17 protein-coding genes and 3 pseudogenes are annotated in these 24,764 nt (G+C 25.6%); 3 read left to right on the plus strand and 17 right to left on the minus strand.

Annotated features, from left to right (window positions below; all coding sequences use genetic code 11):
* Nucleotides 1-41 precede the first annotated feature (41 nt).
* The 4 genes from HCG76_RS04290 to HCG76_RS04305 form a co-directional block, all read right to left on the minus strand.
* Nucleotides 42-956, minus strand: coding sequence for a hypothetical protein (locus tag HCG76_RS04290; RefSeq protein WP_221698817.1), 915 nt, complete (start codon nt 954-956; stop codon nt 42-44).
* Nucleotides 957-1,049: 93 nt separating this feature from the next.
* Nucleotides 1,050-1,268 carry a hypothetical protein gene (locus HCG76_RS04295; RefSeq protein WP_221698816.1) on the minus strand — a complete coding sequence of 73 codons (219 nt, stop codon included), beginning with the start codon at nt 1,266-1,268 and terminating at the stop codon, nt 1,050-1,052.
* 307 nt (nt 1,269-1,575) lie between these two features.
* Nucleotides 1,576-2,805 (minus strand): nucleotidyltransferase domain-containing protein, encoded by a 1,230-nt coding sequence (locus HCG76_RS04300; RefSeq protein WP_221698815.1) that lies wholly within the window; start codon nt 2,803-2,805, stop codon nt 1,576-1,578.
* 223 nt (nt 2,806-3,028) lie between these two features.
* Nucleotides 3,029-3,895, minus strand: coding sequence for a metallophosphoesterase (locus HCG76_RS04305; RefSeq protein ID WP_221698814.1), 867 nt, complete (start codon nt 3,893-3,895; stop codon nt 3,029-3,031).
* A gap of 351 nt (nt 3,896-4,246) precedes the next feature.
* Here HCG76_RS04305 and HCG76_RS04310 point away from each other — a divergent pair, with 351 nt between their 5' ends.
* Nucleotides 4,247-6,955 carry a hypothetical protein gene (locus HCG76_RS04310; protein ID WP_221698813.1) on the plus strand — a complete coding sequence of 903 codons (2,709 nt, stop codon included), beginning with the start codon at nt 4,247-4,249 and terminating at the stop codon, nt 6,953-6,955.
* Nucleotides 6,956-7,011: 56 nt separating this feature from the next.
* Here HCG76_RS04310 and HCG76_RS04315 read toward each other — a convergent pair.
* Nucleotides 7,012-8,024: pseudogene (locus HCG76_RS04315) on the minus strand (acyltransferase family protein).
* Nucleotides 8,025-8,182: 158 nt separating this feature from the next.
* On the opposite strand from HCG76_RS04315, the gene HCG76_RS04325 reads away from it, so the two are divergent.
* Nucleotides 8,183-8,362 carry a hypothetical protein gene (locus HCG76_RS04325; protein WP_221698810.1) on the plus strand — a complete coding sequence of 60 codons (180 nt, stop codon included), beginning with the start codon at nt 8,183-8,185 and terminating at the stop codon, nt 8,360-8,362.
* 44 nt (nt 8,363-8,406) lie between these two features.
* The gene (locus tag HCG76_RS04330; RefSeq protein ID WP_221698809.1) at nt 8,407-11,766 is read left to right on the plus strand and encodes a MucBP domain-containing protein; all 3,360 of its coding nucleotides are present in this window, start codon (nt 8,407-8,409) and stop codon (nt 11,764-11,766) included.
* 62 nt (nt 11,767-11,828) lie between these two features.
* Here HCG76_RS04330 and HCG76_RS04335 read toward each other — a convergent pair whose 3' ends face one another.
* The 12 genes and pseudogenes from HCG76_RS04335 to HCG76_RS04400 form a co-directional block, all read right to left on the minus strand.
* Nucleotides 11,829-12,239 carry a GtrA family protein gene (locus HCG76_RS04335; RefSeq protein WP_221698808.1) on the minus strand — a complete coding sequence of 137 codons (411 nt, stop codon included), beginning with the start codon at nt 12,237-12,239 and terminating at the stop codon, nt 11,829-11,831.
* Complete coding sequence (locus tag HCG76_RS04340) at nt 12,233-13,171, minus strand: glycosyltransferase family 2 protein (RefSeq protein ID WP_221698807.1); 939 nt, start codon at nt 13,169-13,171, stop codon at nt 12,233-12,235. The genes HCG76_RS04335 and HCG76_RS04340 overlap by 7 nt, the downstream gene beginning before the upstream one ends.
* Nucleotides 13,172-13,181: 10 nt before the next feature.
* Nucleotides 13,182-14,540: pseudogene (locus HCG76_RS18960) on the minus strand (DUF3329 domain-containing protein).
* A gap of 56 nt (nt 14,541-14,596) precedes the next feature.
* Nucleotides 14,597-16,165 (minus strand): lipopolysaccharide biosynthesis protein, encoded by a 1,569-nt coding sequence (locus HCG76_RS04355; protein ID WP_221698804.1) that lies wholly within the window; start codon nt 16,163-16,165, stop codon nt 14,597-14,599.
* Nucleotides 16,149-17,327 (minus strand): glycoside hydrolase family 88 protein, encoded by a 1,179-nt coding sequence (locus HCG76_RS04360; protein ID WP_221698803.1) that lies wholly within the window; start codon nt 17,325-17,327, stop codon nt 16,149-16,151. Before HCG76_RS04360 ends, HCG76_RS04355 begins: the two co-directional genes overlap by 17 nt.
* A 17-nt stretch (nt 17,328-17,344) precedes the next feature.
* Complete coding sequence (locus HCG76_RS04365) at nt 17,345-17,902, minus strand: acyltransferase (protein WP_221698802.1); 558 nt, start codon at nt 17,900-17,902, stop codon at nt 17,345-17,347.
* Nucleotides 17,899-18,804, minus strand: a complete 906-nt coding sequence (locus HCG76_RS04370; RefSeq protein ID WP_221698801.1) for a glycosyltransferase family 2 protein — start codon at nt 18,802-18,804, stop codon at nt 17,899-17,901. Before HCG76_RS04370 ends, HCG76_RS04365 begins: the two co-directional genes overlap by 4 nt.
* An 89-nt stretch (nt 18,805-18,893) precedes the next feature.
* A pseudogene (locus HCG76_RS04375) lies at nt 18,894-19,898 on the minus strand (glycosyltransferase).
* 17 nt (nt 19,899-19,915) lie between these two features.
* Complete coding sequence (locus HCG76_RS04385) at nt 19,916-21,103, minus strand: glycosyltransferase (RefSeq protein WP_221698799.1); 1,188 nt, start codon at nt 21,101-21,103, stop codon at nt 19,916-19,918.
* 231 nt (nt 21,104-21,334) lie between these two features.
* Nucleotides 21,335-22,537: a glycosyltransferase gene (locus tag HCG76_RS04390; RefSeq protein WP_221698798.1), complete on the minus strand. Its 1,203-nt coding sequence runs from the start codon at nt 22,535-22,537 to the stop codon at nt 21,335-21,337.
* Between the two features lie 8 nt (nt 22,538-22,545).
* Nucleotides 22,546-23,709: a polysaccharide pyruvyl transferase family protein gene (locus tag HCG76_RS04395; RefSeq protein ID WP_221698797.1), complete on the minus strand. Its 1,164-nt coding sequence runs from the start codon at nt 23,707-23,709 to the stop codon at nt 22,546-22,548.
* Between the two features lie 14 nt (nt 23,710-23,723).
* The gene (locus tag HCG76_RS04400) at nt 23,724-24,755 is read right to left on the minus strand and encodes a glycosyltransferase family 2 protein (RefSeq protein WP_221698796.1); all 1,032 of its coding nucleotides are present in this window, start codon (nt 24,753-24,755) and stop codon (nt 23,724-23,726) included.
* Between the last annotated feature and the right edge of the window lie 9 nt (nt 24,756-24,764).

Consider the following 24,764-nt stretch of genomic DNA (forward strand, 5'->3'; position numbering starts at 1 on the left):
CTCTTCAAAGTACATTTTACATATTTAAAATTCATAAAACGCTATACTAACTCTTCTATAAACTTAACTTGCTCTTCCACAGTAAATTTTCCTCTAGGTCTTATAATCTTATAACATTTTATATTATTTGCAATCTTTAAACACTTTGTAAAATATTTATTAGTTATTCCACCCCAATAAGGCATAAATTCACTTCTATAAATATTTTTAATTATAATATTTAATTTTTTACTACCTCTAATTTCAGTCATTAAGATATTTTCTACATCACCTTCAACTATTTCTACAACAGCTAATAATTTAGTATCATCATAAGTAAATTGATTATGTGCTGGAACTATGTATTTCATTTGGGAATCACTCATAAATGAAATAACTTCTTTATAATCATAATTAAAATTAATCATTGCATCTTTACATAACTTTTGATATGGAAAACCATGATTAATTTTAATTTCATCATCTATCTCTACTGCCGCAACATCATCTGAAATAAATTTATGCCCCTTTAACCTTAATGCTGTAGTTAATGTTGATTTACCTGCTCCTCTATCACCAGTTAATATTACTGCCTTATCATTTACTACAATTGTTCCACCATGAATTGCTACTTTATCTCGCTGTAACATAATAAACCCCAAACAGCTACACATTAAAAACACATTAACAATAATATTATTTGCTTCTTTGCATGGTTCAACTATAACCTTATTTCCATTACAAATATAATAAGATGCTACATTTCTAACATGGAACCATATCTCATTTTTTTCATAAAAATTTGTTACTCCTTTCTTTAACAACTCATAGCATCTTTCTGGCATACTTCCATATTCATAATCAACATCTATATCATCTACTTTTAAATTATCTATTTCAATAAATTCATCTATTCTTATTTGAGATTTTATATTTAACCCATAAACTCTATAATTATATGTATTACATCTATCCATAAAATACTCCAGTATATAAAATTATTATATAAGAGTTATATAATAATTTTATATAACTCTTATATTAGATTAATAAGTTATTTTTTATAACTTTTAGCTATGAACATATCCGTCCTCTTCTGATCCATGTTCATTTTTAGCATGTACATTATATTCTGCTACAGTACTAAATGTGATTCCACATTTTCTACAAGTTGCTCTCATTCCAACATAGTCTTCTTCTGGTACAAATTGATAAGGAACCATTCCCTCTTCTTGAGTATTATCTACACCCAATGCTAAAAATTGTGGTTTTTCCCATACCTTTTTCATTAATATTCACCTCTTATATTAAATTTTTTTAATTAACTTTTTAAAATCAATATTATCTTTAAATCTGTGCCCCTATCTTAAGATAAAAAGGAAATCTAATAAATTTATTATAATTCATTTTACATTTATTACCATAATAAGTAAATAATTACTTTTACTTATTTGCCCATAAAATTTTTACTTCTTTATAATTACTACTAATTTTCTAATTAACAACTATACTTTAATTAAAATAAAAAATAAGTACTGAAATTAATAATACAGTACTTATTTACTAATTTTATCTATGAGTTAACCGTTATAACCTTTATAACTCCATCCAATCTAATAGCTTATTTCTATTTATAGCTACCGCTGCTCCCTTAGTTAAAAATTTAAACTTATCTTTAAAACTATATCCACTTGAAAAAATACCTGCAAATAAATGATGAATCCATGCTATAGGTGCTAATACCTTAAACTTCTTAGCATAACTATACTTATCAGACATATCATTAATTCTTGGAAAAATAAATCTAAAATATCTTTTAATAGCTCCTAAGGTTGCATTGCCATCTTTATCTTCAAAATTAAAAGCAACTTGTGTAGCAAATTGGTTAGCCATTTCCTTCTTACCATGTACACCTGCTTCAAAAATTTCATCAATTAGAGCCTCTACATATTTTTTATTATTTACACTCTTAACATTTAATTCATCTGGGATTTTCATATGAAATAGTTCTTTACATAATAAAAACATAATCAAGCTAAACTTTTCAAAACCATACATTCTAGCCTTCATTATAAAGCTATTCCAATCAATTTCTTCACCCTTTTTCTCAACAAGTAAAACAAGATCACAAATCTGTCTTACTCCGAATCCTGTTGCAGCAAGATGTGCTGCCATATGCATGCATAAATGCATAGCTAAATCTTCATAAGAAAGTGATAAAGAATTAGCTTTTCCTACATTAACCTTTATTGAATGCTTCCAAACTAATCTTTCATAATGCTCTATTTCACTGCTAAATCCATCTCTTTTAAATAAATTCCAATGAACCTCTACTACAGGATATCTACGATGTACTAATGCTATATGATGTGAAGCCTTATGATCCTCTAAAAAAATATATCCCATATCTATTAATATTTCTTTAACTTTCTCAACATCATCTGTATGAACTAAAATATCTGCATCACTCATACTTCTTTGATCTGGTTGAGGATAAAAGTCTCTTACTACTAAACCCTTAAGCACAATAACAGGTATATCAGCTTCATTAATTTTACTAAGAACTATAGACAAACCTGATATATGTTTAGATTGTTCTATTCCAGTATTTATAGCTTTTTTCTTTAATATATTTAATCTTTCTTCACCCAAATCTACAATCAATTCACTTTTACGTAAAGCTATATATATAATTCCTTCAACCTTATGTTTATTAGCTAATTCTAAAACTTTATCCCAATCAGTATTTTCATACTTATTCTCAACTGTCTTTCCCCTAATTCCAGCAGATAGAATATCTACAAATTGTCTTTGTGTATTATTCATATCATTACCTCCTAAAACCCACTTTATTAAATCCCATCATTTTACTTATTTTCACAATAATCCATTTCCCATTATACCAATTTATTACTTTTTTGTACACTTGAATATTGATAATATATATCAATAAATTAAAATACTTATAAATTTATTCTATAAAATAAAAAAGAACTTTTAAGATAACCTATATTAGTAATCTTAAAAATCCTTCATATTTGTAATTAATCTACTTACTCTTTAAAGTTATTAGTGAAATTTCTGGCTTATTAAATATCCTTAATTCACTAGAAGATATACCTATTCCTCTATTAACTATCATAGTAGTCTCATTAACCTTAAACTTTCCTGCATCATATTTAGGAAAATACCCATCCTCTGGAGATGCAATCCCAACACCTATTATAGGTATTCTAACTATTCCACCATGCATATGACCTGATAATACTAAATCTGCTCCCCATTCACCATATTCTTCTATAAATAATGGGTTATGAGCTAATAATATATTGAATTTTTCAGAATCCACTTCTAGCAATGTATCATTAACATAATTATTATCAAGTTGCTCTCTAGTAACATATAATCCTGTTGGAGGATCTAATGGAATATCTATTTCGTATAAATTAATACATTGTGAATCTTTACTTATTTCAACATAATTATTCTTTATAAAGGTTACACCTAATTGTTCTATACTACTTAGAACTGCTCCATATTCTTCTGCCTTTAATATTTCTGCTAATTCTTCATGGTTTCCATTAACATAATACATAGGAGCCACATCAGCTAATGAAGTAATTAATTTTTCAAGCTCTCCTATATTTTCAACTTCCCAACTTATCATATCTCCAGTCATTACAATTATATCTGGCTTAAGACCTTTTATTTTACTTATTATTATTTCTGTTGTATCTTTATAACCACTACTATGAAAATCTGATAATTGAACTATTTTAAAATTATTAAACTTTTCTGGTATTTTTTCATTAGATATTGTATATTTTGTAATATCTACCTTTCCTAATAAATAAAAAATAATAACTATAGCTATTAAAATCACACATAATAATATTCTTAAATTCTTCTTCCCCATATTACCCCCCATAAATAACTCATCTATAATTTTATCATGTATGGAAGCTTATATATATGATACCTTATAGCTACTTTATAATAGTACTATTCTAAATTAATACACCATTTAAAACTACTTGTTTTTATACTATATTCTAATACCATTACTTAATTTAAATTACTCCCATTTGGTAATTATATACATATTTTCATCTAGTATACTATTACTTTAATATACTGATTTATTAACCCTCAACTTCCTATTATGTTATATCCAAATAAAATTAATATCCACATTAAAATATCCATTTAAAGGAAATACAAATTAAATATCTAATTATATATTTAGGAAATAAAAAAGGAGTGTTATATGAAAAAATTTAATTTTAAAAAACATAGGCTATTTATATTAATATTAATTCCGCTTCTTATAGTTTTATCACTTTTAACTATATCTATATTAAATAATCTTCCAATTTCAATTTCTACTAAAGATAACCTTTCTAGAGAAATAAATATAAATGAAGTACCCTATATATCTACTTATTATATAGAACCAAAGGTTGCTCCTAATGAAGATGTAATAATAGACTTTTATGTAACAGACTACTATCACAAAGAATACACAGATGAAGATACTTCAGAAACCTTTACTATAACAGTTAAAATAGATGGTAAAAAAAATATAGTTAAAAAGAATATTAAAGCTGGAGATAATTCTATTAATATAGGTAGTTTTAAAACCACTGGAGAACAGAAATTTTCTATTATAGCTACTGATAAATATGGTCGTAATTCCCATGAGCTTTTCAACTTTTTCTTAGTTGAAGATTCTAAGGAAAAAGAAAAATCATCTAAAGAGTATGTTATGAGTAAAGATGATTTACTTAAATATAATATTAAAAATACAGATACTTATGAAAACAAATATATTGCAACTCTTAATTTAGATGAACCTACACCTGAAACAGTTAAAGCTGAACTTGAAAAAGTAGCAGCTACTATTACTCCTAAATCTAATTCATATACTTGCATAATTGCAGATACTATTGGTAATGGGGAACCTGGTAACTGGTGGGGTGAAACTATTGTTAAGTATTCAGATGACTATAATAAAGAAAATGTAATGCAAGAAGCTTATAATACAAGAGAAGGTCTTCAAAAACTTCTTGATGATGTTAAATTTCAAGGTTATACCTCTATTAAACTGTTACCTGGAACTTATAGAATTGATCACTCCGACTCTATATGGGTTCCTTCTGACTTTACTGTTGATATGAATGGTTCAACTATAAAATTAAATCAGTTTGCTGGTGATAAAGCCTTGATGATAACACTTAATAATACTTATTATTCTCATGTTATTAATGGAACTATTGAAGGTGATTATTACAGCCATGATTATGCTAACTCTCCTAATAATTCTGAATGGGTAATGGGAATCAGTATTGGTAGTGAAGCTAAATACAGCTCTTTTGAAAATCTAACTGTAAAAGACATTACTGGCTACGGTGGTGGTAATGGCATTGCTAATTCTAGAGATGAAAGCTTAGGATATACTTATCTTTATCCAACCCCAATTGGTGATAGTTTTAAGTTAGGCGATATTAATAAAGATACTGGTGAAGCTATTGACTCCACTAATAGAACAACTTCTGATTTTATTTCTATTGATGGCTATGATGGAATTGGATATCTCTCTGTTAGTAGATACTTAGGATATCAGGGTAATCCTTGCAATACTTGGAACATGATTGCTCATTTTTATGATGGAGAACAGAAGTATATATCTTCTGTTGATAGTTATTTTTATAGGCGAATTGGAGTTCCTGATGGTGCTAAATACATGAAGGTTACTATTTTAGAAGAAAGCTATCCTAATGATTTATCTATTCAGTATTTTAGAATACCTACTCATTGTGCTTTCAAAAATGTTAAGTTTGAAAATTGTAGAGCCGTAGGATTAGCTCAAGCTGCTATGAAGGATATGCTTGTTGAAAATTGTGAATTTACAAAATGTGGACAGTCCTCTGCAAGATGTGCATATGATGCTGAAGATGGTTGGGATATGATGCAGGATGTTACTTTTAGAGATCTTAATTTTTATAATAATCCTAATAATGATTTTTTAACTTGTGCTGGACATAATTTTGTTATTGAAAATATGAAAGGTGGTAAAGTCTACTTCTGGGAACGTACTAATTCTTATGTTGTTAGAAACTCTGATAATATTGCTGGTTCTAATTTAGGACATGCAACTAGGCAACGTAGTGGCTATGTTAGATTTTATGATAATACTATTAATGGAAATATAAGTATTGGTGCTGCTGAAGAAAATGATGATTGGAACCTTACTGTTAAGGATTGTAATATTAATGGTAGAGCTGAAAACACTATTGATACCGGGTTATATCTAAGATGTAATATTGATAAGTTAAGTAATGACGATAATACTTGGAATACAGCTTTAGGAAATGGAAATTTTAAAGATTGCATCATTAGAAATAAAAGTGGTGAAAATATGGGCGGAGTCTATGAGAATTGTAGCTTTCAAAATATTAGCGGAAATATTCATGGAGCTTTTAACATTAGTAATAGTGCTATAAACAGTTGGAGTACTTATGCTGGTAGTTATGACCCTAATTATACTTTTACCAATTGTAAACTTAATAAATTTGAAATTACCTTTGGTTATTGGCATCAAGGGGCCACTACTTTATTTGATAATTGTACTATTAATAATGATGATTTTTTATTGAAATTACCTAATTATAGTATGAAACAACCTATAAATATAATTAATTCCTCTTTTACTTCTAGTGGTGAAAATGGTATGGTTGAATTTTATGATGATAGAACTGGTGGCTCTGCTGGTAAATTAGTAGAACAGGATATGCTTACTATTGAAAATAATAAAGTAAGCCTTGATAATTCTCAGTATGTTATTAGTGGTATTGGTAAGGATACTGTTAATAATATTAATATTACTTTTAGGAATAATGAATTATTATCTAAGAAATTAAAGCTTTATGATGAAGAATGTAAGGAATGTGAAAATATAAAAATCATTGAAAAATAATTAATACTAATTAACCCACACTTGTCTAAGTACAAAACAATATGTGGGTTAATTATTTATAAAGTTCTAGACTTATTTATATTCTTACTTAGCCTTACTACATCTATTAAAAGATAAAATTTTTCGCATATCTTTTTTAGTCCTATAGCTGTTAATATAGAAATTACTAATGTCATTATTGTATTAACCATAAAAATATTAGTTAATCCCATAACTCTTAATGGTCCTACTACGTACATATAATGAACTAAATAAATTTCAAAACTTATTGAATCAAAAAAATTTATAACTTTATTTTCTTTAACATTTCTGCACATATAAATAAAGATATAGAATATACAAAATGCTATTAAACCTTGTGTATATCCAACAATAATAACATTATATAATATAGAATTATCAAATAATACCCTAGTACCTATTCTTAAAATACCACTTATTCCAGCTAAGACTAATGAAATAAACATTAATTTCGTTGATATTATTATTTTTCCTTTATCCCCTACAATATAAGCTATAATATACAATAATATATATATTAGATATATTCCTAATTGCGTATTTATAAAATATGATGTCATTAACTGCAATAAAACTCCTATGGAAATATAAATAATTAAGTTTTTATTGCTTATTTTAGTTTTATATTTATTTAATATTGGTGTAATTAAGTAACAAATCATAATTATTGTAAGATACCATAAATGTTCAGCTCCATGAATATATATTTGAAACCCTTGTAAATTAAATATATATGCTATCCAATTCGATATTTTTATATTATTACCTATTACTAAGTTTATAATTAATAAAAATACCATAAAAAATACATAGGAATTAATATACGCTTTGCCCTTTTTATAATCCACTTAAAATATTCTTCTTTAATTTCTTTTTTTCCATATAAATAGCCTGATATTATAATAAATATAGAAACCCCTACATTTAAAAATTGAGCAGTCATATTTATATATACATTATTATGTTCTTGTACTATATGACAAGCGAGTATTAATATCATAGCAAAAACTCTTAAATAAGATATGAATTCTCTATCTTTCACTTTCATCCCCCTCCCCAATATATAATATCTCTTTACATTATATCATACATATTTTACCTTTTTTAAATGTATTTCATATATTTACAATAAAGAAATTCAGATTAGTTTCAAAATTAAAATTTTTTCATATTATGTAATATAAAACAAAAGAAAGGAGTATATAAATGAGCACCCTATATGAAGTTTCAAGCTTAATGTCTCTTGTAATGAGTGAACCTAATATATTTTCTCAAGTCTTAGGAGTTCTTAATCAAGGTAATCAAATTGATATTTTAAGCATTTCTGGATTTTGGGCAAATTTCAAATATAATAATAACAATGCTTATGTAAAAAAAGTAATTTAAAAATAGTAAATAGTGAATCTACTGAAGTAAAAGGTTCAATAACATTGAAATATGTTGATATAAGTACAAGCACTAATATTTATGAATCCAAAACTATTGAAAACTTGACTTTAGTCACTTATACCTATGGAGCAATTAACATTTCTGGCTATTCATTAAATGATAATGAAATAAAAATAGTTACTATAACAGAATCATCTCCAAATGCAACAATTACTTTTAAATATACAGAAATATTAGGGACTGTAACTGTTAAATATATTGATAACTCTTCTTTAGCTGAATTATTGGCCACTGATACCTTTACCGATTTAAAGTTAGGTACCTATAGCTACAATTCTAAGGATATCTTTGGCTACTCCCTAGTAAATGATTCTACTCAAACAGTAGAATTAACTGATACTAACCATGATGTAGAAATTGAATTTAAATATAATGAATTATTGGGCAGTATCACTATTAAATATCTTGATTCCTCATCTCTAAATGAAATTGATACTCCAACTGTAATTTCCAATTTATCTTTAGGAACCTATTCATATACTGCTAAATCATTAGAAGGATATGATGTTATTGGATATTCTAGCCAAAGTGTTACTTTAAATGATACTAACCTTAATCCTATAATTTCTTTTAATTATTCTATAAAATCAGGTAATATTACTATTCAATATTTAGATTCCTCTACCTTAGCTGAGATTCATCCTTCAACTACAATAAGTAATATAGCATTAGGTAGCTATACTTATGATGCTATATATATTGATAACTATGAAGTTGATGGTGATTCTAGTATTTCTACTACTTTGACAACTACTGATCCTAATCAGACTATATCTTTTAAATATAATGAAATTGAAATTCCTGAAGATTTAAATTGGAATGAAGTGCCTTATATTTCAACTTATTATATTAAACCTGTAGTTAAACCTGGTGAAGAAGTGTTTATTGATTACTATATTACTGATTACTATTATAAAGAATATCTTGAAGAAGATTATAGTGAAACTTTTACTGTTACTGTTAGAGTTGAAGGTCAAGATGATAAATTGTATCATTACTTGAAAGCTGGGGATCATCAAGTAAGCTTAGGTAGTTTTAATAATGAGGGTGAACAAAAATTTTCCATTCTTTGTACTGATAAGTACGGTAGAAATTCACATGAATTGTTTAATTTTTTCTTAGTTCAAGATGACATTGAAATTAGGGAATATGTTATGACTGAAGATGACTTAAAGGCTTATAATATTAAGAATACTGATAATTATGAGGTTAAAAAAATTATTGATTTATCTTCATTAACAACTAAAAATAGTACTACTGTTAAAACTGCCTTAATTGAAGTTGCATCAAGTATTATTCCTAAATCTAAGACTTATGTTTGCATAATTGCTGATACTACTGGAGATGGAAATCCAAATAATTGGTGGAAAGAAAATCAAGTTGTATATGCTAGCGATTATGATAAAGATACAGTATTGCGAGAAAGTACTAATACCAGAAAAGGAATTCAACAACTTTTAGATGATAAAAAAGAGGCTGGATATAATAAATCAATACTACTACCTGGAACTTATAGAATTGACCATCAACAACAAATTTATATCCCACCTGAATTTACTTTAGATATGAATGGTGCTACTTTAAAACAAAATCAATTTGCTGGTTCTAGTTCATTAATGGTTGAAATTAATAATACTACTAATTCACATGTAATTAATGGCTCTTTTGAAGGAGATTATTATAGTCATGACTATGAAAACTCTCCAAATAACTCAGAATGGCCTATGTCCATTAGTCTAGGTGGTGAAACTAAATATTGCTCATATGAAAATATAAATATTAAAGATATTACAGGATATGGTTCCGGAAATGGAATTGCTAAATCTAGAGATGGTAAATTAGGATATACCTATTCTTCATTTAAGGAATTAGGTAATGCTTTTAAACTTGGGGATATAGATAAAAAAACTGGTGAATCAATTAACTCAACAACAAGAGTATCTACTGATTTTATTGATATATCAATTTATTCTTCTATTGGCTATATAACTATTGGAGCATATCTAGGATATCAAGGAAATAATTGTGGAACATGGAATATAATTCTCCACTTCTATGATTCTAATAAACTATTTATAAAGTCTACTGATGGATTTATATATCGTCGTATAGGTGTTCCTTCAAATACTAAGTATGCAAAAATAACCATATTAAATGTAGTTTATCCAACAAGTTTATGTCTTTATTATTTTAGGATTCCAACTCATTGCTCATTCAAAAATATAAAATTTGAAAATTGCAGATGTGTTGGCATAGCTCAATCTGCTATGAACGATATGTTGGTTGAATCTTGTGAATTTTCAAGATGTGGACAAACTGCTGCAACTTGTGCCTACGATGCTGAAGATGGCTGGGATATGATGCAAGATGTAACCATATTAAATAATTATTTTCATGATAATCCAAATAATGATTTTCTAACTTGTGCAGGACATAATTTCATAGTAGATGGTCAAAATAGTGGAAAAATTTATATTTGGGAACGCACGAGATCCTTAATTATTAAAAACTGTTCAAATGTTAATATTACTTTGCAATCCGGTGGAGTTAATACACTAATAAAACATGGTGTATATAGGATATACAATAATAAATTTACTGATGGTACTGTTGCTAATAACTTATCAAAAAATAATACTTGTATAGGCTCCTTAGCCGGAATAGTGACTGCATCAACTTTAGGTGGATTAAGTAATGGTAAATATACTAATTGTATAATAAAAATTTCTACAGAACTCCTAGGTTATTTATCTAATATTACAATGATTGACTGTAAACTTATTCCAAATCCATCTTTTTTAAATAGATACTCACTCTCATTTAACAATGGTCACTTAGATAGTTACTATTTTAAAAATTGTATTTTTAGTGGTAAATCAAAATTAAATAATCATAACGGCTTTTATTGTGGTAAATTTATAAATTGCAATTTTGAAGATACTTCTATAATTCCTAATGTTCAAGCTAATTCTGATGATATTATTTACTTTGAAGATTGTACCTTAAACTATTCAAAAAATAATCTTATTTATTATTCTCCTTTTGCTTATACTAAAGGTACTAATACCAATATACAATTTAAAAATTGTAATATTAATAATATTGATAGCAATACTAAATCCCTTATATATGCTTATGCAAAACCCAATGGCACTTGCTCTTTTGAAAACTGTATATTTAATATACCTTCTAGCCTAATTATTTTTGATGGTGTTTCATTTTATAAAGAATATATAGAAAACTATATTGTTAAGTTTATAAACTCTTCACTTAACGATACTAATATATTAATTAGTGACTCTTATAAAAGTAATACTAATATAAGAATTATTATTAGTTAGCAATGAATAAAGATAGTATAATTATTTTGTGTATTTACACTATCCTTATAAACATATTCCTATTATTTACTTTCTTTAAATGTAAAAAATCGTTGTCCAATATAGTTAAAGAGTACAAATAAAATCATTCCTATTAACATTGCTATATTTTCTTGAAATCTTTTATTGTAATTAATTAAAATTAATCTTATTAATGGCTTTGCAACTCCATAAGCTATTAAATAGCAAATACAAATATTAACTATAAATTTTTCAAAAGTTTTTATATCTTTTTTATTGCTTTTAAAAGTATATTTGTTATTTAAATAATAACTTAATATACTTCCAAAAAAATAATTAGCTACAGATGAAATCCAATAATTAGCATCAAAAAAATTATAAAATAGAAACATTATAACTGTTCCAAACATAGTGTTAATAATACCTACTATTATAAACTTTAAAAATATCTTATCAAATATTTTAACTAACATTTTACCTTTACCTTTCCACACTTATTAGCAATAATATATCGTGGTCTTTCTTTTATTTGATTATATATCTTAGAAATGTAATAACCAATTATACCTAAACTAATCATTATTACGCTTCCGATAAACAACTGAATTATTATTACTGTAGTGAACCCTTCTAATGCTTGTCCTAATATTTTATGATATAATGATTGGATACCTAGAATAATTGAAATTGCAAATACTATTCCACCTAATATTGTTACAACCTGCATTGGAAATGCTGAAAAAGTAGTAATATTATTAATTGCATATTTAATTAATGCCCACTTAGACCACTTAGATTCTCCTTCTTCTCTTTTCTCTACATCAAATGTAATTCCAATAGTATTAAATCCTATCCATGAAGATAAAGCTCTAAAAAATGTGTCCTTCTCTTTCATATTAATTATTACATCTACAGCTTTTCGATCCAATAATTTAAAATCTGAAGATCTCCTCATGTCAATATTAGTTGCCTTACTTATTAAATTATAAAAACATTTTGCACTATATCTATAAAATACACTCTCATTTCCTCTCTCTTCCTTAATTCCTTCAATAACTTCATATCCCTCTTCCCACAATCTATACATCTCAACTATTTTTTCAGGTGGATGTTGTAAGTCACAATCTATAATCACGCAACATTCTCCTGATGCACTTTCTAAACCTGCAAAAATAGCAGCCTCTTTTCCAAAATTTTTTGAAAATTTTATTCCATTTATTTTATCAATTTCATTTGATATTTGAATTATTTCACTCCATGTATTATCTTTTGATCCATCATCAACAAAAATTATCTCATATTCTATAGATGCATCATTTAAAATCTGTGATATCTTTTTTGATGTTATTGCTATCATTTTCTCTTCGTTGTATGCTGGTATTATAACTGATAAAACCTTATTCATTACTTCTTTCCTACTCTTTCTCCTTACTAATTGATTTTACTCCATAGTATTTTGCTATAGCTGTATTAGGCCATTCATTACTATTATTTGACAAATCTCCAAAAGACGTATAACAATCATATTTTGAATATCCAATAATTGTCGGTATAATTACATCATTTATATTATTATCCTTTTTATACATAATTTGATCTACTCTATTATCAAAGCTTACTCTAGTTTGTCTTAATTTTAAAATTGCTTCTATATAACTAGTACTAAAAAATAAACATAAAATACTTAGTATTACCACAGTCCCTATTTCATATTTTTTATCAAATTTTATTTTTGAAAATATATTTCCAAGTGAAATAACTAATAGAATAATGGGTCCAGACCATGTTCTTTCTGGAAAACTTGGTGAAACAATCATTGAATAAATTGAAGCTAAACTACCTATAAAAAAAATTATTCCTATTGCTAATTCATCTATCATATCTGTAAATTTCATAGTATTTTTATTAGAAAAATAATAATATATTAGTAATATAGCTAAAAATATAAACATAGGTGTTAGATACTTCATTAATTCAATAGAAATAAACATCCCTCTTTTTATTAGCTCTAAAATCTCTCCTATTCCCCCTGAATTATTTAATCTATTCCTTTGGCCTGGTGCAAAAATCATTAGTGAAAATCCTATAAAATTCCCTATTAATCCACTTATCATAAATGAGTTTATTTTAATTCCCCTGATTTTAAACATTATTAAATACATAACAGATATACATATTAATGCAACTCCTGTATTTTCATTGGTTCATCCTGCAATTATACCTATTAATCCATATAATATTAAAATCAAAAATTTTAATATTGGTGACTTTATTTCATTATCATTTTGTTTATTAATTTTCCTAAACGGAATTAAATAAAGTAAAATAATAAGAATCCCATATAAATAATTAGATGCACCAGTAACCCATAAATAACTCTGTCCAAAATTAGGTGTAATAATCCATAACATTAAAAATATAAATAATATCCATTTTGAATTGAAATTTTTTAATGTTCCATATGAATGAAAATATATCACAAGTATAAGACTTATGTAGATAATAGTGTTAAAAAAGTTAAAAAATGTCTTTTGGTGGCATAAAAAAATTTGAGCTATCGTATGTGTAATACTTCTACCATTCATACTTAAATAGTGAGCTTTTTGAGATAATAATAGCTCTTTTATATTATTAATCTTACCTCCATCCATAAATGAAAATGAATACGAATAATCGTCTACATATAAAGGTGTATAATAATTTAATATATAAAATAAAACTCCTATTATTATAAATATTATTAATACAAAAACTTTCTCATTTTTATTTATCATAATATCCCCCTATGTGATATAATAATCAATCGTCGTACCTAATTAATTTCTCTCAACTAATGCGACAATTCTTTATTATTTTTTACTATCTTATCAAACAACAAATTTATAATTCTAAAAATAAAATTTTTAAAATATGCTAGCTCTTCTTTTTTACGTAAAGTAATTATAAAGACTATATTAGATATAACTACACAAGTTATCATCTTTAATATTAATGTTATAATTCCAGCTACATTAATAAAGCTACATATAAAACTTGTTACTGATAAATTCAAGAAAAGAATTATAAAAAATTCCAAATATCTTTTAAAGTATTGTATGCTTTTACTTTCTAATCCATATCTATATACAGCATATGGATCATACCAAGTGTTAGTTAACCCCCTTGAAATTGCAGTTGCTAAAAGTATTCCAAAAAGTCCAAAATACTTTCCTAATATCATAGATAATATTAAATTTAAAGCTGCAGTAATCAATAAAATATATCTTCCATATCTAAATAGCCCCATTGTATTTTTAAATGTCCATACTGCATTTTGCATACCTAACATATAAAAATTTATAGCTAATATAATTATTATATTCATAGGTAATATAAACTTACTTCCTATCCATATATTTATTACATCATTAATCAAAACTATTATAGCAATAGTTGCAAAACCAAATACCCAAAAATTCGCAAAATTCATAACTTCAAAAAAATATTTTTGCTTCTGTTTCGACTCTTTAGCATTTAAATTTCCAACACTTGCAGTTATTGCTGTAAATATTTGATTTAATATTGTATTGACTATCCCTATTAACATAGTATAATTTGAACTTAACCCCACAGTTACTAATCCTGAAAAATATGTAATAATCATATTATCAGTATTGTTAACTAATACGCCACTTAGCTTTGTTATCATTAATGCTTTAATGTTTTTTACTAGGCTTCTTTTTTCTGATATATCAAGCTTATCATTTGTTTCTTCTTTTAAAAATGGATACAATCTATCTGCAATTTTTGAAATAGTTATATTAAATGCTATAGTACAAATTGTTTGAACTGTTAAATATGCTAAGAAATTTTTCGTTATAACTAACACCAAAATTTGTAATACTGTTTGAATAATACTTATTATATAACTAGTTATAGCTGATATATAATTTTTTTGATCTGCTACTATTATAGAATTTTTATATGAATAAAAATATGATATAACTGTATTAAATAAATATAAGCAATATAATACATATAAGCTTTCATTAATTTTTGGTGCATTCTTTATTATTATATTTAAAAATGGCATTAGAGCTAATCCTATAATTCCTATAACACATCCTATAGTTCTATATGCTTTTTCATAAAACTTCATTAATACCGCTAATTCTTTTTTATTATTTTCAGCTAATGGTTTATATAATGCGTATATAATAGCCGTTCCTACACCTAATTCAGCCAACGATAACATTGAAATTATATTACTAAATAATCCACTTATACCTAAGTATTCAGTAGCTAAAAATTTAATAAATATAGTTCTATTAATAAATCCAAATAAAGTTTGAACAAATTGACCAGCAAAACCAGTTATTATATTTTTTATTGAATTTATAGTTCTAGATTGTCCACTCATTATATAACTCCCTTTTTTTATTAATACTTCTTAATGAAAATCCTTGAGCAAATGGTAATATATCAAATAACATTGAATAAACTCCAATATCCTTTGTATCTCCTTGTGAAAAATCTATAGCTCCATTTTTTTTTGTAACTGACTTTAAGTATTTTATTGCTTTTGTATATGCTAACTTACACTCATTGTTTATCTCTTCTATTTGTGATGCATTTAATAAATACCAAGCTAATGTTGCAGTTGTAGATGAATCGATTCTTGTTTCTTTTCTAGTAACTGTCCATCCCCATCCACCATTATCTTGTTGTAATTTTATTATGGATTTTGCAAATTTAATTATTACTTCTTCTAAATCTTTTTTATATTTACTGTTATTAGGCAATTCTATCCAGGCATCAATTATTCCTATTGCAAACCATCCTAGACCTCTTCCCCATCCACATAAACCTAATTTATATTTTTCTTTAATATCATAAGCATGAAATGGAATTACATTTTCATTATCAAATCCATATTTAAAATATTCAACAATTTGATTAACTCCTAATTCTATAGCTTCATTATTATTGTAATTTACCCCATATTTAATTAAAAATGGACTTATGAAACCTATGGTATCTACATATCTATAATTAGGCATAGATTTTCTATACTTAACTGTACCATCATCACCTATAAGCTCTTTTATTAATTCATACATATAATCAAATGATAATTTATACTTATCTGATCCATCTAAATTCATAATTGCATATGATAAAATTCCTCCATCAACAAATTTAGGTTTTTCTTTCCATTGTCCATTAGAATCAAAATGACTGTTTAAATATTTATTAATTGCCTTATCTATTTCTTTATTATTCTCTTCACATTTATTTAATCCTAAAATTAAAGCAGCTTGTTGCCAATGTTGAATTGCAGATTTAGTATAATTTCCTTTTAACCTATCAATTATAGTTAATCTTGTATTATCTGTAACTTTAATTTTAGGAGTATTATTTAACCACTTTATACTTCTATTTATTAAAGCTTGTTTCCATACTTCTTCATTATCATATCTTCCAATATGTACTCTTGATATCCAATTACACATCATTGGAATTATATCTATTAATAATATAATTAAAATAATAGATATAATTATACCTACTAATATTTTCATTTTTTAACCTCTCTTTTTTAAACCATATATCCTTTAGTATCCTTTAATTTTTCTTTCATCTCATTCTTCATTTCTTCACTAAATTTATCTGAAGCATTAGAATAGTCGTACGAAAACTTAGGACTCTTCTCCAATAATTCTTTATTCTTATTAATATATTCTTCTTTTAATATAATTTCTCTTGCAGGATTTCCAGCAACTACAGTATTAGGTTTTACATCTTTAGTTACAACTGAACCTGCTGCTACTATAGAATTTTCTCCAACAGTTACACCTGGCATTATTAAAGCTCTAGCCCCAATAAATACATTGTCTTTTATATCAATACGTCCTATCTTTGTATAACCTAAATCCTTCTTAGTTGAAGCATCATGTGCTAGTAAATATGCTTGTGGCGCAATAGTTACATTATTTCCAATTGTTATTAGATTACAATGACCGTAGTCAAATGTTGAACCATCCATAATTGAACAATTTTCACCAATTATCATTCCCCTTTTTATATGATCCTCTAATGTTATTTCTTCCATTAAAAATTTTCTAATTCTATATCGTAGAAAATTTATTATTTTCATATCTCATAACCTCTTCTAATAATTCTCTTGCTTAACTTGGCACTATAAACAAACCAAGATAATATTATATAAATAGGATTTTTAGTAATATTTAATATTCCCTTAAAACCAATCCCCTTTTCATAACAATAATGCAAATATGCTCTTGCTCCATTTAAAATCTTATCTTTAAGTGGTACCTGTCTATATGAAAGTAATTCCTTATAGTATAAAGTTGTCCCCTTCCAACTTTCCATAATATTTTTATCAGAGGTATTAGTTAATCCTCCCTCTAAGTACTCACATATATATGTAACTTCATTTAAAAATCTTAATTTAAGATTTTCATTTGCAATTCTATTCCATACAACTGCTTCTGTTACATATCTTTCTTCTTTAAATTCTGGAAACTTAAACTTTCTTAATACATCAGTTCTATATACTTCTGCTTTATCACCTAATATCCTATATTTATATCTATAGCTTAGCACATCGGTATCTATATACTCATTATCGCCTTTCGTTCCAATAATACTTCCATCAGTGTATCTTCTTAAACCAGAAATCCCAGCAAATTCTTCTTTATTCTCTATTTCGTTCCACTTACCCCATATATATTTTAATGCACCTTCCACTATATAATCATCAGAATCAACAATCCAAAATAATTCTCCTTTTGCATTATCTATCCCAACATTTAAAGCAGTATGTTTGCCTCCATTTTTTTTTTTTATATATCTTATATTAATAAGCTTTTCTTCTATAAAACTACTAACTACATACTCTGTATTATCTAAACTACCATCATCAATAATTAACCATTCAAAATTTATAAATTTTTGTTTTTTTAAGCTTATATAAAGTTTATCTAATAATTCTGCTCTATTAAACGTTGGTGTGCATATTGTTACATACATACTCATAAATTTATACCTACCTCATAAAAATATATAATAATCTACTTTTGACTTCTTTTTTTCTCACTAACTAATCATTGCCACATATTTACATTTTAACAACTTATACTTCTTTTTATTAATTCCTTAATCTTAAATTTAATTTTATATAACGTTGGATTATAAACTAATAACTTTAAATCCTTATTTAGTATACTTTTCATATCCTTTAGTATAATTTTTATTTGATTTATAATCTCAACTTTTTTTTCTTTATCCATAATATTTTCTTCTAATTTCCTAAACATTATATAATAATTATCTCTTATAACATAGTTAATACTTTCTCTTGTTAATTTATTATTAAATTTACACTCTTTATAGATTCTATATTCCTCTTTAACTATATATTTCAGTAATTCTATATCATTATAGAAATCTCTTTTACTTGTCATTATAGAGTTTTTTCTTATTCTTCTATAATAAAAATCTTTACTTATATACTTTATAGATTTTGCTTTTAGCAATGTTTCAAATACATATAAGTTATCTTCTAGAGTAATTCCTTCCACAAAAAATATATTATTTTTATTTAAGAAATCTCTACTATAAAAGTAGATCATTACAACTACCCTATATGCTCCTTTACTTACGCTTAAATTAAAGAATTCTTCACCAGTATATATCTTTTTAATATCAATCTTTTTCTTTCTATCGTATTCATCAAAATATGACCCACTATAATCTTTATCATAAAATGAACTTGCATCAAAGGTTACTATATCCAACAAATCTTCCCTTGCTACTTTATAACATTCTTTTAATGTATTTATATCTATATAGTCATCACTATCTAAAAAATATATATACTCTCCTTTTGCCTCTTTAACTCCTTTATTCCTTGCTACGCTAACACCTTTATTAGTTTATAAAAATACCTTTATGAAATCATATTTTTCTTTATATTGATTTATAATTTTCAAAGAATTATCTGTTGATCCATCATCTATTATTATTACTTCATAATTATCCAAAGTCTGATTTACCACACTATTTAGACATTCATCCAAATATTTCTCAACATTATAAACTGGTATAATAACACTAACCTTAACACTCATATTTATCTCCTAAAAAATTAGATTATTATTTTATATAACTTATTTACTTCCTGCATATTTCCACATATTTCTTTACTTAAATTATCAATAAACTTTTGTTTTAATTCTTTATTTTTAATAATTTTTTCTATACTATTTGCTATATTCTTATAATCTTTTGTTGTTATAATGCCATTATAATTATTTTTAATATGGTTAGTTGCTGATGAAAAATTCGTAATTACAATAGGTTTACAAAGTATCTTAGCTTCCTCTACAGCAATTGATTTCCCCTCAAATTTTGATGTCTGAACATAAATATCAGCCATTTTTATATATGGATATGGATTTTCTTTAGCTCCTATAAATATAAAATGTTGCTCTATTTTTAATTCTTTAACTAATTTCATCAAAGACTCTTTCATTCCACCTTCGCCTATGATATACCATTTTATCTTTTTCCCTCTATCTATCAGCTCCTTACAAGTTCTTATAGATATATCATATCCTTTTGCATCTACTATTCTTCCCATAGATACTATCGATATATAGTTTTTATCAAATTTAATATCAGGCTTAGCTTCGGATAAAATCTTAATACTTTCTGGTGAAATTATATTTTCAATACATTGAATCTTATTCTTATTTGATTTATATTGTTCACTTAATATTTCAACTAAATTTTCTGAAACCGTTACTATATTGTCTAATTTATTAAAATAATACTCTTCTATTTTATGGTTAATATTAATTTGACTATAATCAGTATGAATCCATCCTATTTTTATATTAGAGTTAGTTTTCTCTACTACATAATATATAGGATCTTTCTCTTGATAACCTATTGCAACATCATATTTTTTGTGATTATATGGTAGTGAACTCTTTAAAAATTTCCAAACTCGTTGTTCTAATTTTGTTCTATCATGCTCTGTTTTATAAATAAATAAAGATAAAAGCCTATTAGTTAATACTTTAAATTTTTTTTTTCTAATTAACTCTTTAAACGCATATTTTATTGACATATCAAAATATTTATAATCTTGTGCCTCTGATAATAAGTTGACTTCTTTAGGTATAGCTTTCATAAATACTCCAATGTGACTAAATAAAAATAAGTCAACCTCATATAATGTATAATCAATGCTTTCTAGTAATGATATAAGCGATTTTTGAGAACCACCACAATTCAAATCATTCATTACAAATAGAATTTTTTTCTTCATTTATATTTACGTCCTTTCTAAAGTATTTCATAAATCTCACCCATTTGATTTATTACATTCTTGTCCTATTTTCTTAATATTTGTACAAATTTATCTATTATTTATTACTAGTTATTAATCTCTCTAATTCTTTTGATATACTATATAAATTCTCAACAATTAATTAATTGATTTATCTCAATAGCACTTTGTTGAATTATTTATAATATTTTTATTAATAAAATATCTACCTTAATTTAAGCTATCTTTAAGTAGTTCATATAATTTTATCACTTCTTTTTCATTTCCTAATTCTAATTTCTTTAAATTATATAATATCTTTTCTTTCATCTTCGTGTTATTTATAATACTCTCAATCCCTATGCTTACTGCTATAGAATTCATTTCAGTTATTATTCCAGTTTTATTATTTTCTATTTGATCATAAACAGTTGAAAAGTTTGTAACCACTATTGGTTTACATAATATCTTAGCTTCATCAATTGCAACTGATTTTCCTTCATACCTTGATGGCTGAACATATATATCACAAGCATTTAGATATTTATATGGGTTGCTTTTTAAGCCTAATAATCTAAAATTATCTTTTAAATCATTTTTATGGATTAACTCTTCTAATTTTTTTCTTTCTTGGCCTTCTCCTATGACATACCAACAGATATTATATCCTTTGTTCACTAATATCTTGCATGCATCTATAGCAATATCAAATCCCTTTTGTTGATGTAACCTACCTATTGAAAGAATATTTATCTTATCCTTATTCATTAAATCTTCTTCAATTGCTTCATTAGCTAGATTTTCAATTGCTTTTTTAGAAACAATATTAAAAATTAATTTAATCTTATCACTTTCCTCAGGGAATTCTTCCTTAAGAACTTTTTCACACTCTTCTGAAACAGTAACTAAGTAATTCAACTTTTTAAAATACTTAACATCAAAACTTTTATCAAGGTTTAATTTTCTATAATCATTATGGATCCAACCTATTTTTTTATCAGCCTGTACACAATCAACACATATATAATTAGATGTTTTTTCTAAATATCCAATTGCGACATCATATTTTTTATCTATTATTCCTATAGCTTTCTTTAAATACCTCCAAGAATATTGCTCTGCAATTCCAATATTTTTATTAATTCTATTTTTTATACAAAACATTAATCTACTACAGGCCAATCTAAACTTTCCTTTAACTAAATACCTCACTATAGAATCTTTTAAGCCTTTGTTAAATATCTGAACATTTTCTGTTATATCAAGTACATTAACCTCTTTAGGAATAAAGTCCATAAATAATCCACCATGATTTAATAAAAACAAGTCTACATTATACTGATTAAAATCAAATTGTGTTAATAAGTTGATTAAACTCTTTTCTCCACCACCAGCAGCTAGACTTGGAATAATAAATAAAATATCTTTTTTCATAGTAACTCCTACCAACCTACTAACGCTTTTAAATATTCTGCACTCTTATAAGACATGTTCTTAATTTCTGGAATTCTATTCTTTAGTGTTGCTTTTATTGACTCCTCATCTCTTAATAATTCATCAAAACCTTTAGTTAACTTTTCAGTATTAGATATATCATTAATTCCTAAAACAAGCTTTTCTTCTCCAAATAGGTCCTTAGCAATTCCTCTTGATTTAATACTATATCCTAGTACCATTGTTGGAACACAAGTTGAGTAAGCTGCTATAGTAGCATGAGTTCTAGCTCCTATAAAAAATCTCATTCTTGCAATATATCCCTTATATTGAATTGCAGTTAAATTATTAGGTAATAAAATAACTCTATTAGTATTTTTAAACTGATCATATAACTTCTTTAAAAGCTCTGAATCGTCATTTCCTTTATCTATAACATGTGGTGTTAATGCTATTACTGATTCTGTAGTTTTTAATATATATTTAATTAAATTTATAGTAGCTTCCATAGCTTTAGGATTTCTTTCTAACACTAAAGGACTGAAATTTAACCCTACTGTATCACCTTGCTTCCACCCCTTTGGTAATGGTAATTCCTCTTTAACCATTGTAAATGCTGGATCTGCAACTAGTCTCACATTATTTAATCCATTTGAAGTTAAAGCTTCATATGTTAAAGTTTCTCTTGCTAAAATTAAATCAAATGTTTTTAAATCTTCTAGTTTTCTTTCTGACATGTCTTCCTCACCAATAGAACATCCCCAGAGAACTAATTTTTTACCCTTCTTTTTAATATTTTTATCTATTACATATAACCAATCCTGTTCTCCATAACAATAATTATCTCCACCTATTGAAAGACATACATCTACATCATCAATTTTATTCACAATTTTCTTATACATTTCTGTAAGTGCAAAATCTTCTTTTTTCTTGAATTTTAATTCCATAAACATTCTTACCTTATCTGAAAAAGAAGGATTAAGCTCTATCGGCGATGCATCAAAAAAATAATCTACATTATTAATAATCTTATCTGTTTCTGGTCTTCCTGATGCTAATTCAATATATGAATTATTTATAGAATCCTTAATTATTTTACTACTTGACCTAACTATTGCTTCACATCCTCTATTTAAACTTCCATTATGTGCAAACATCATTATTTTCATTATAAAATCCTCCATTACCCATTTCTTAATCTACTGTATAAAGTTAATGCATAAATACCAAAAGTATTTCTTTTTTTTATATTATCAATTATTTTCTTTTCATATCTTCCCTTGTTATAACTTATTTCGTTATAATACTTATTTATAGCCTTACAAACCTCTTGATTATTTATCATATTTTTTATATATCTATATCTATCCTTTAACTTATTGCTATCATTAGGAACAAAATAAATATATGTTAAAGCAATTACTGTATTTAAAAACTTTATTGCTTTTAGTTTTTCTATTTCTTCTTCCTTAATTGGCCATTTCTCATACTCTTTTGGCTTGTTCTTATATACACTTAAAGCTCTTTTAAAATAATCCTTTTTTATTACATTTCTAGTTGCGCTTCCTTCAACTTCCCTATAATAATATCCACATGAATCTAAATAATAAGCCTTATCTGCATATGTAGTTGCCGCCACATTAAAAGCTCCATCTTCTCCTAGATCTACCCCTACTGGAAACATAATGTTATTCTTTTTTATTAAATTATTATTAAATATCTTATTGCATACTGAATTTAAACTATCTTCTTTTATAAAAAATGGATATATTTTCTCTTCTATATATCTTTTATCTAAAATCTTATTTCTTTCAAATGGTAGATTTAACTTATTTTCATTACCGTTTACTTCAGATTTCCAATTACATATTACTATTTCACATAAATTTGATTTTGCTGTATTATATAATTTTTCATAATAATCAAGCTCTACATAATCATCACCATCAACAAACCCTATATATTCTCCCACTGCATTTTTTAATCCAGTATTTCTTGCAACGCTTACTCCACTATTTTTTTGATTTATAAGCTTAATCCTATTATCATTTTTAGCATATTCTTCAATTATCTCTTTACTTTTATCACTTGATCCATCATTAACAAAAATAAATTCACATTCTCTTAAAGTTTGATTAATTAAACTTTCTATACATTCCCCAATATATTTTTCACAATTATAAACTGGAATAATAACTGATACCTTTACACTCATAAATGCTTC

It is taken from the genome of Clostridium sp. K13 (genome assembly GCF_019734195.1).
Lineage (GTDB): Bacteria > Bacillota > Clostridia > Clostridiales > Clostridiaceae > Clostridium.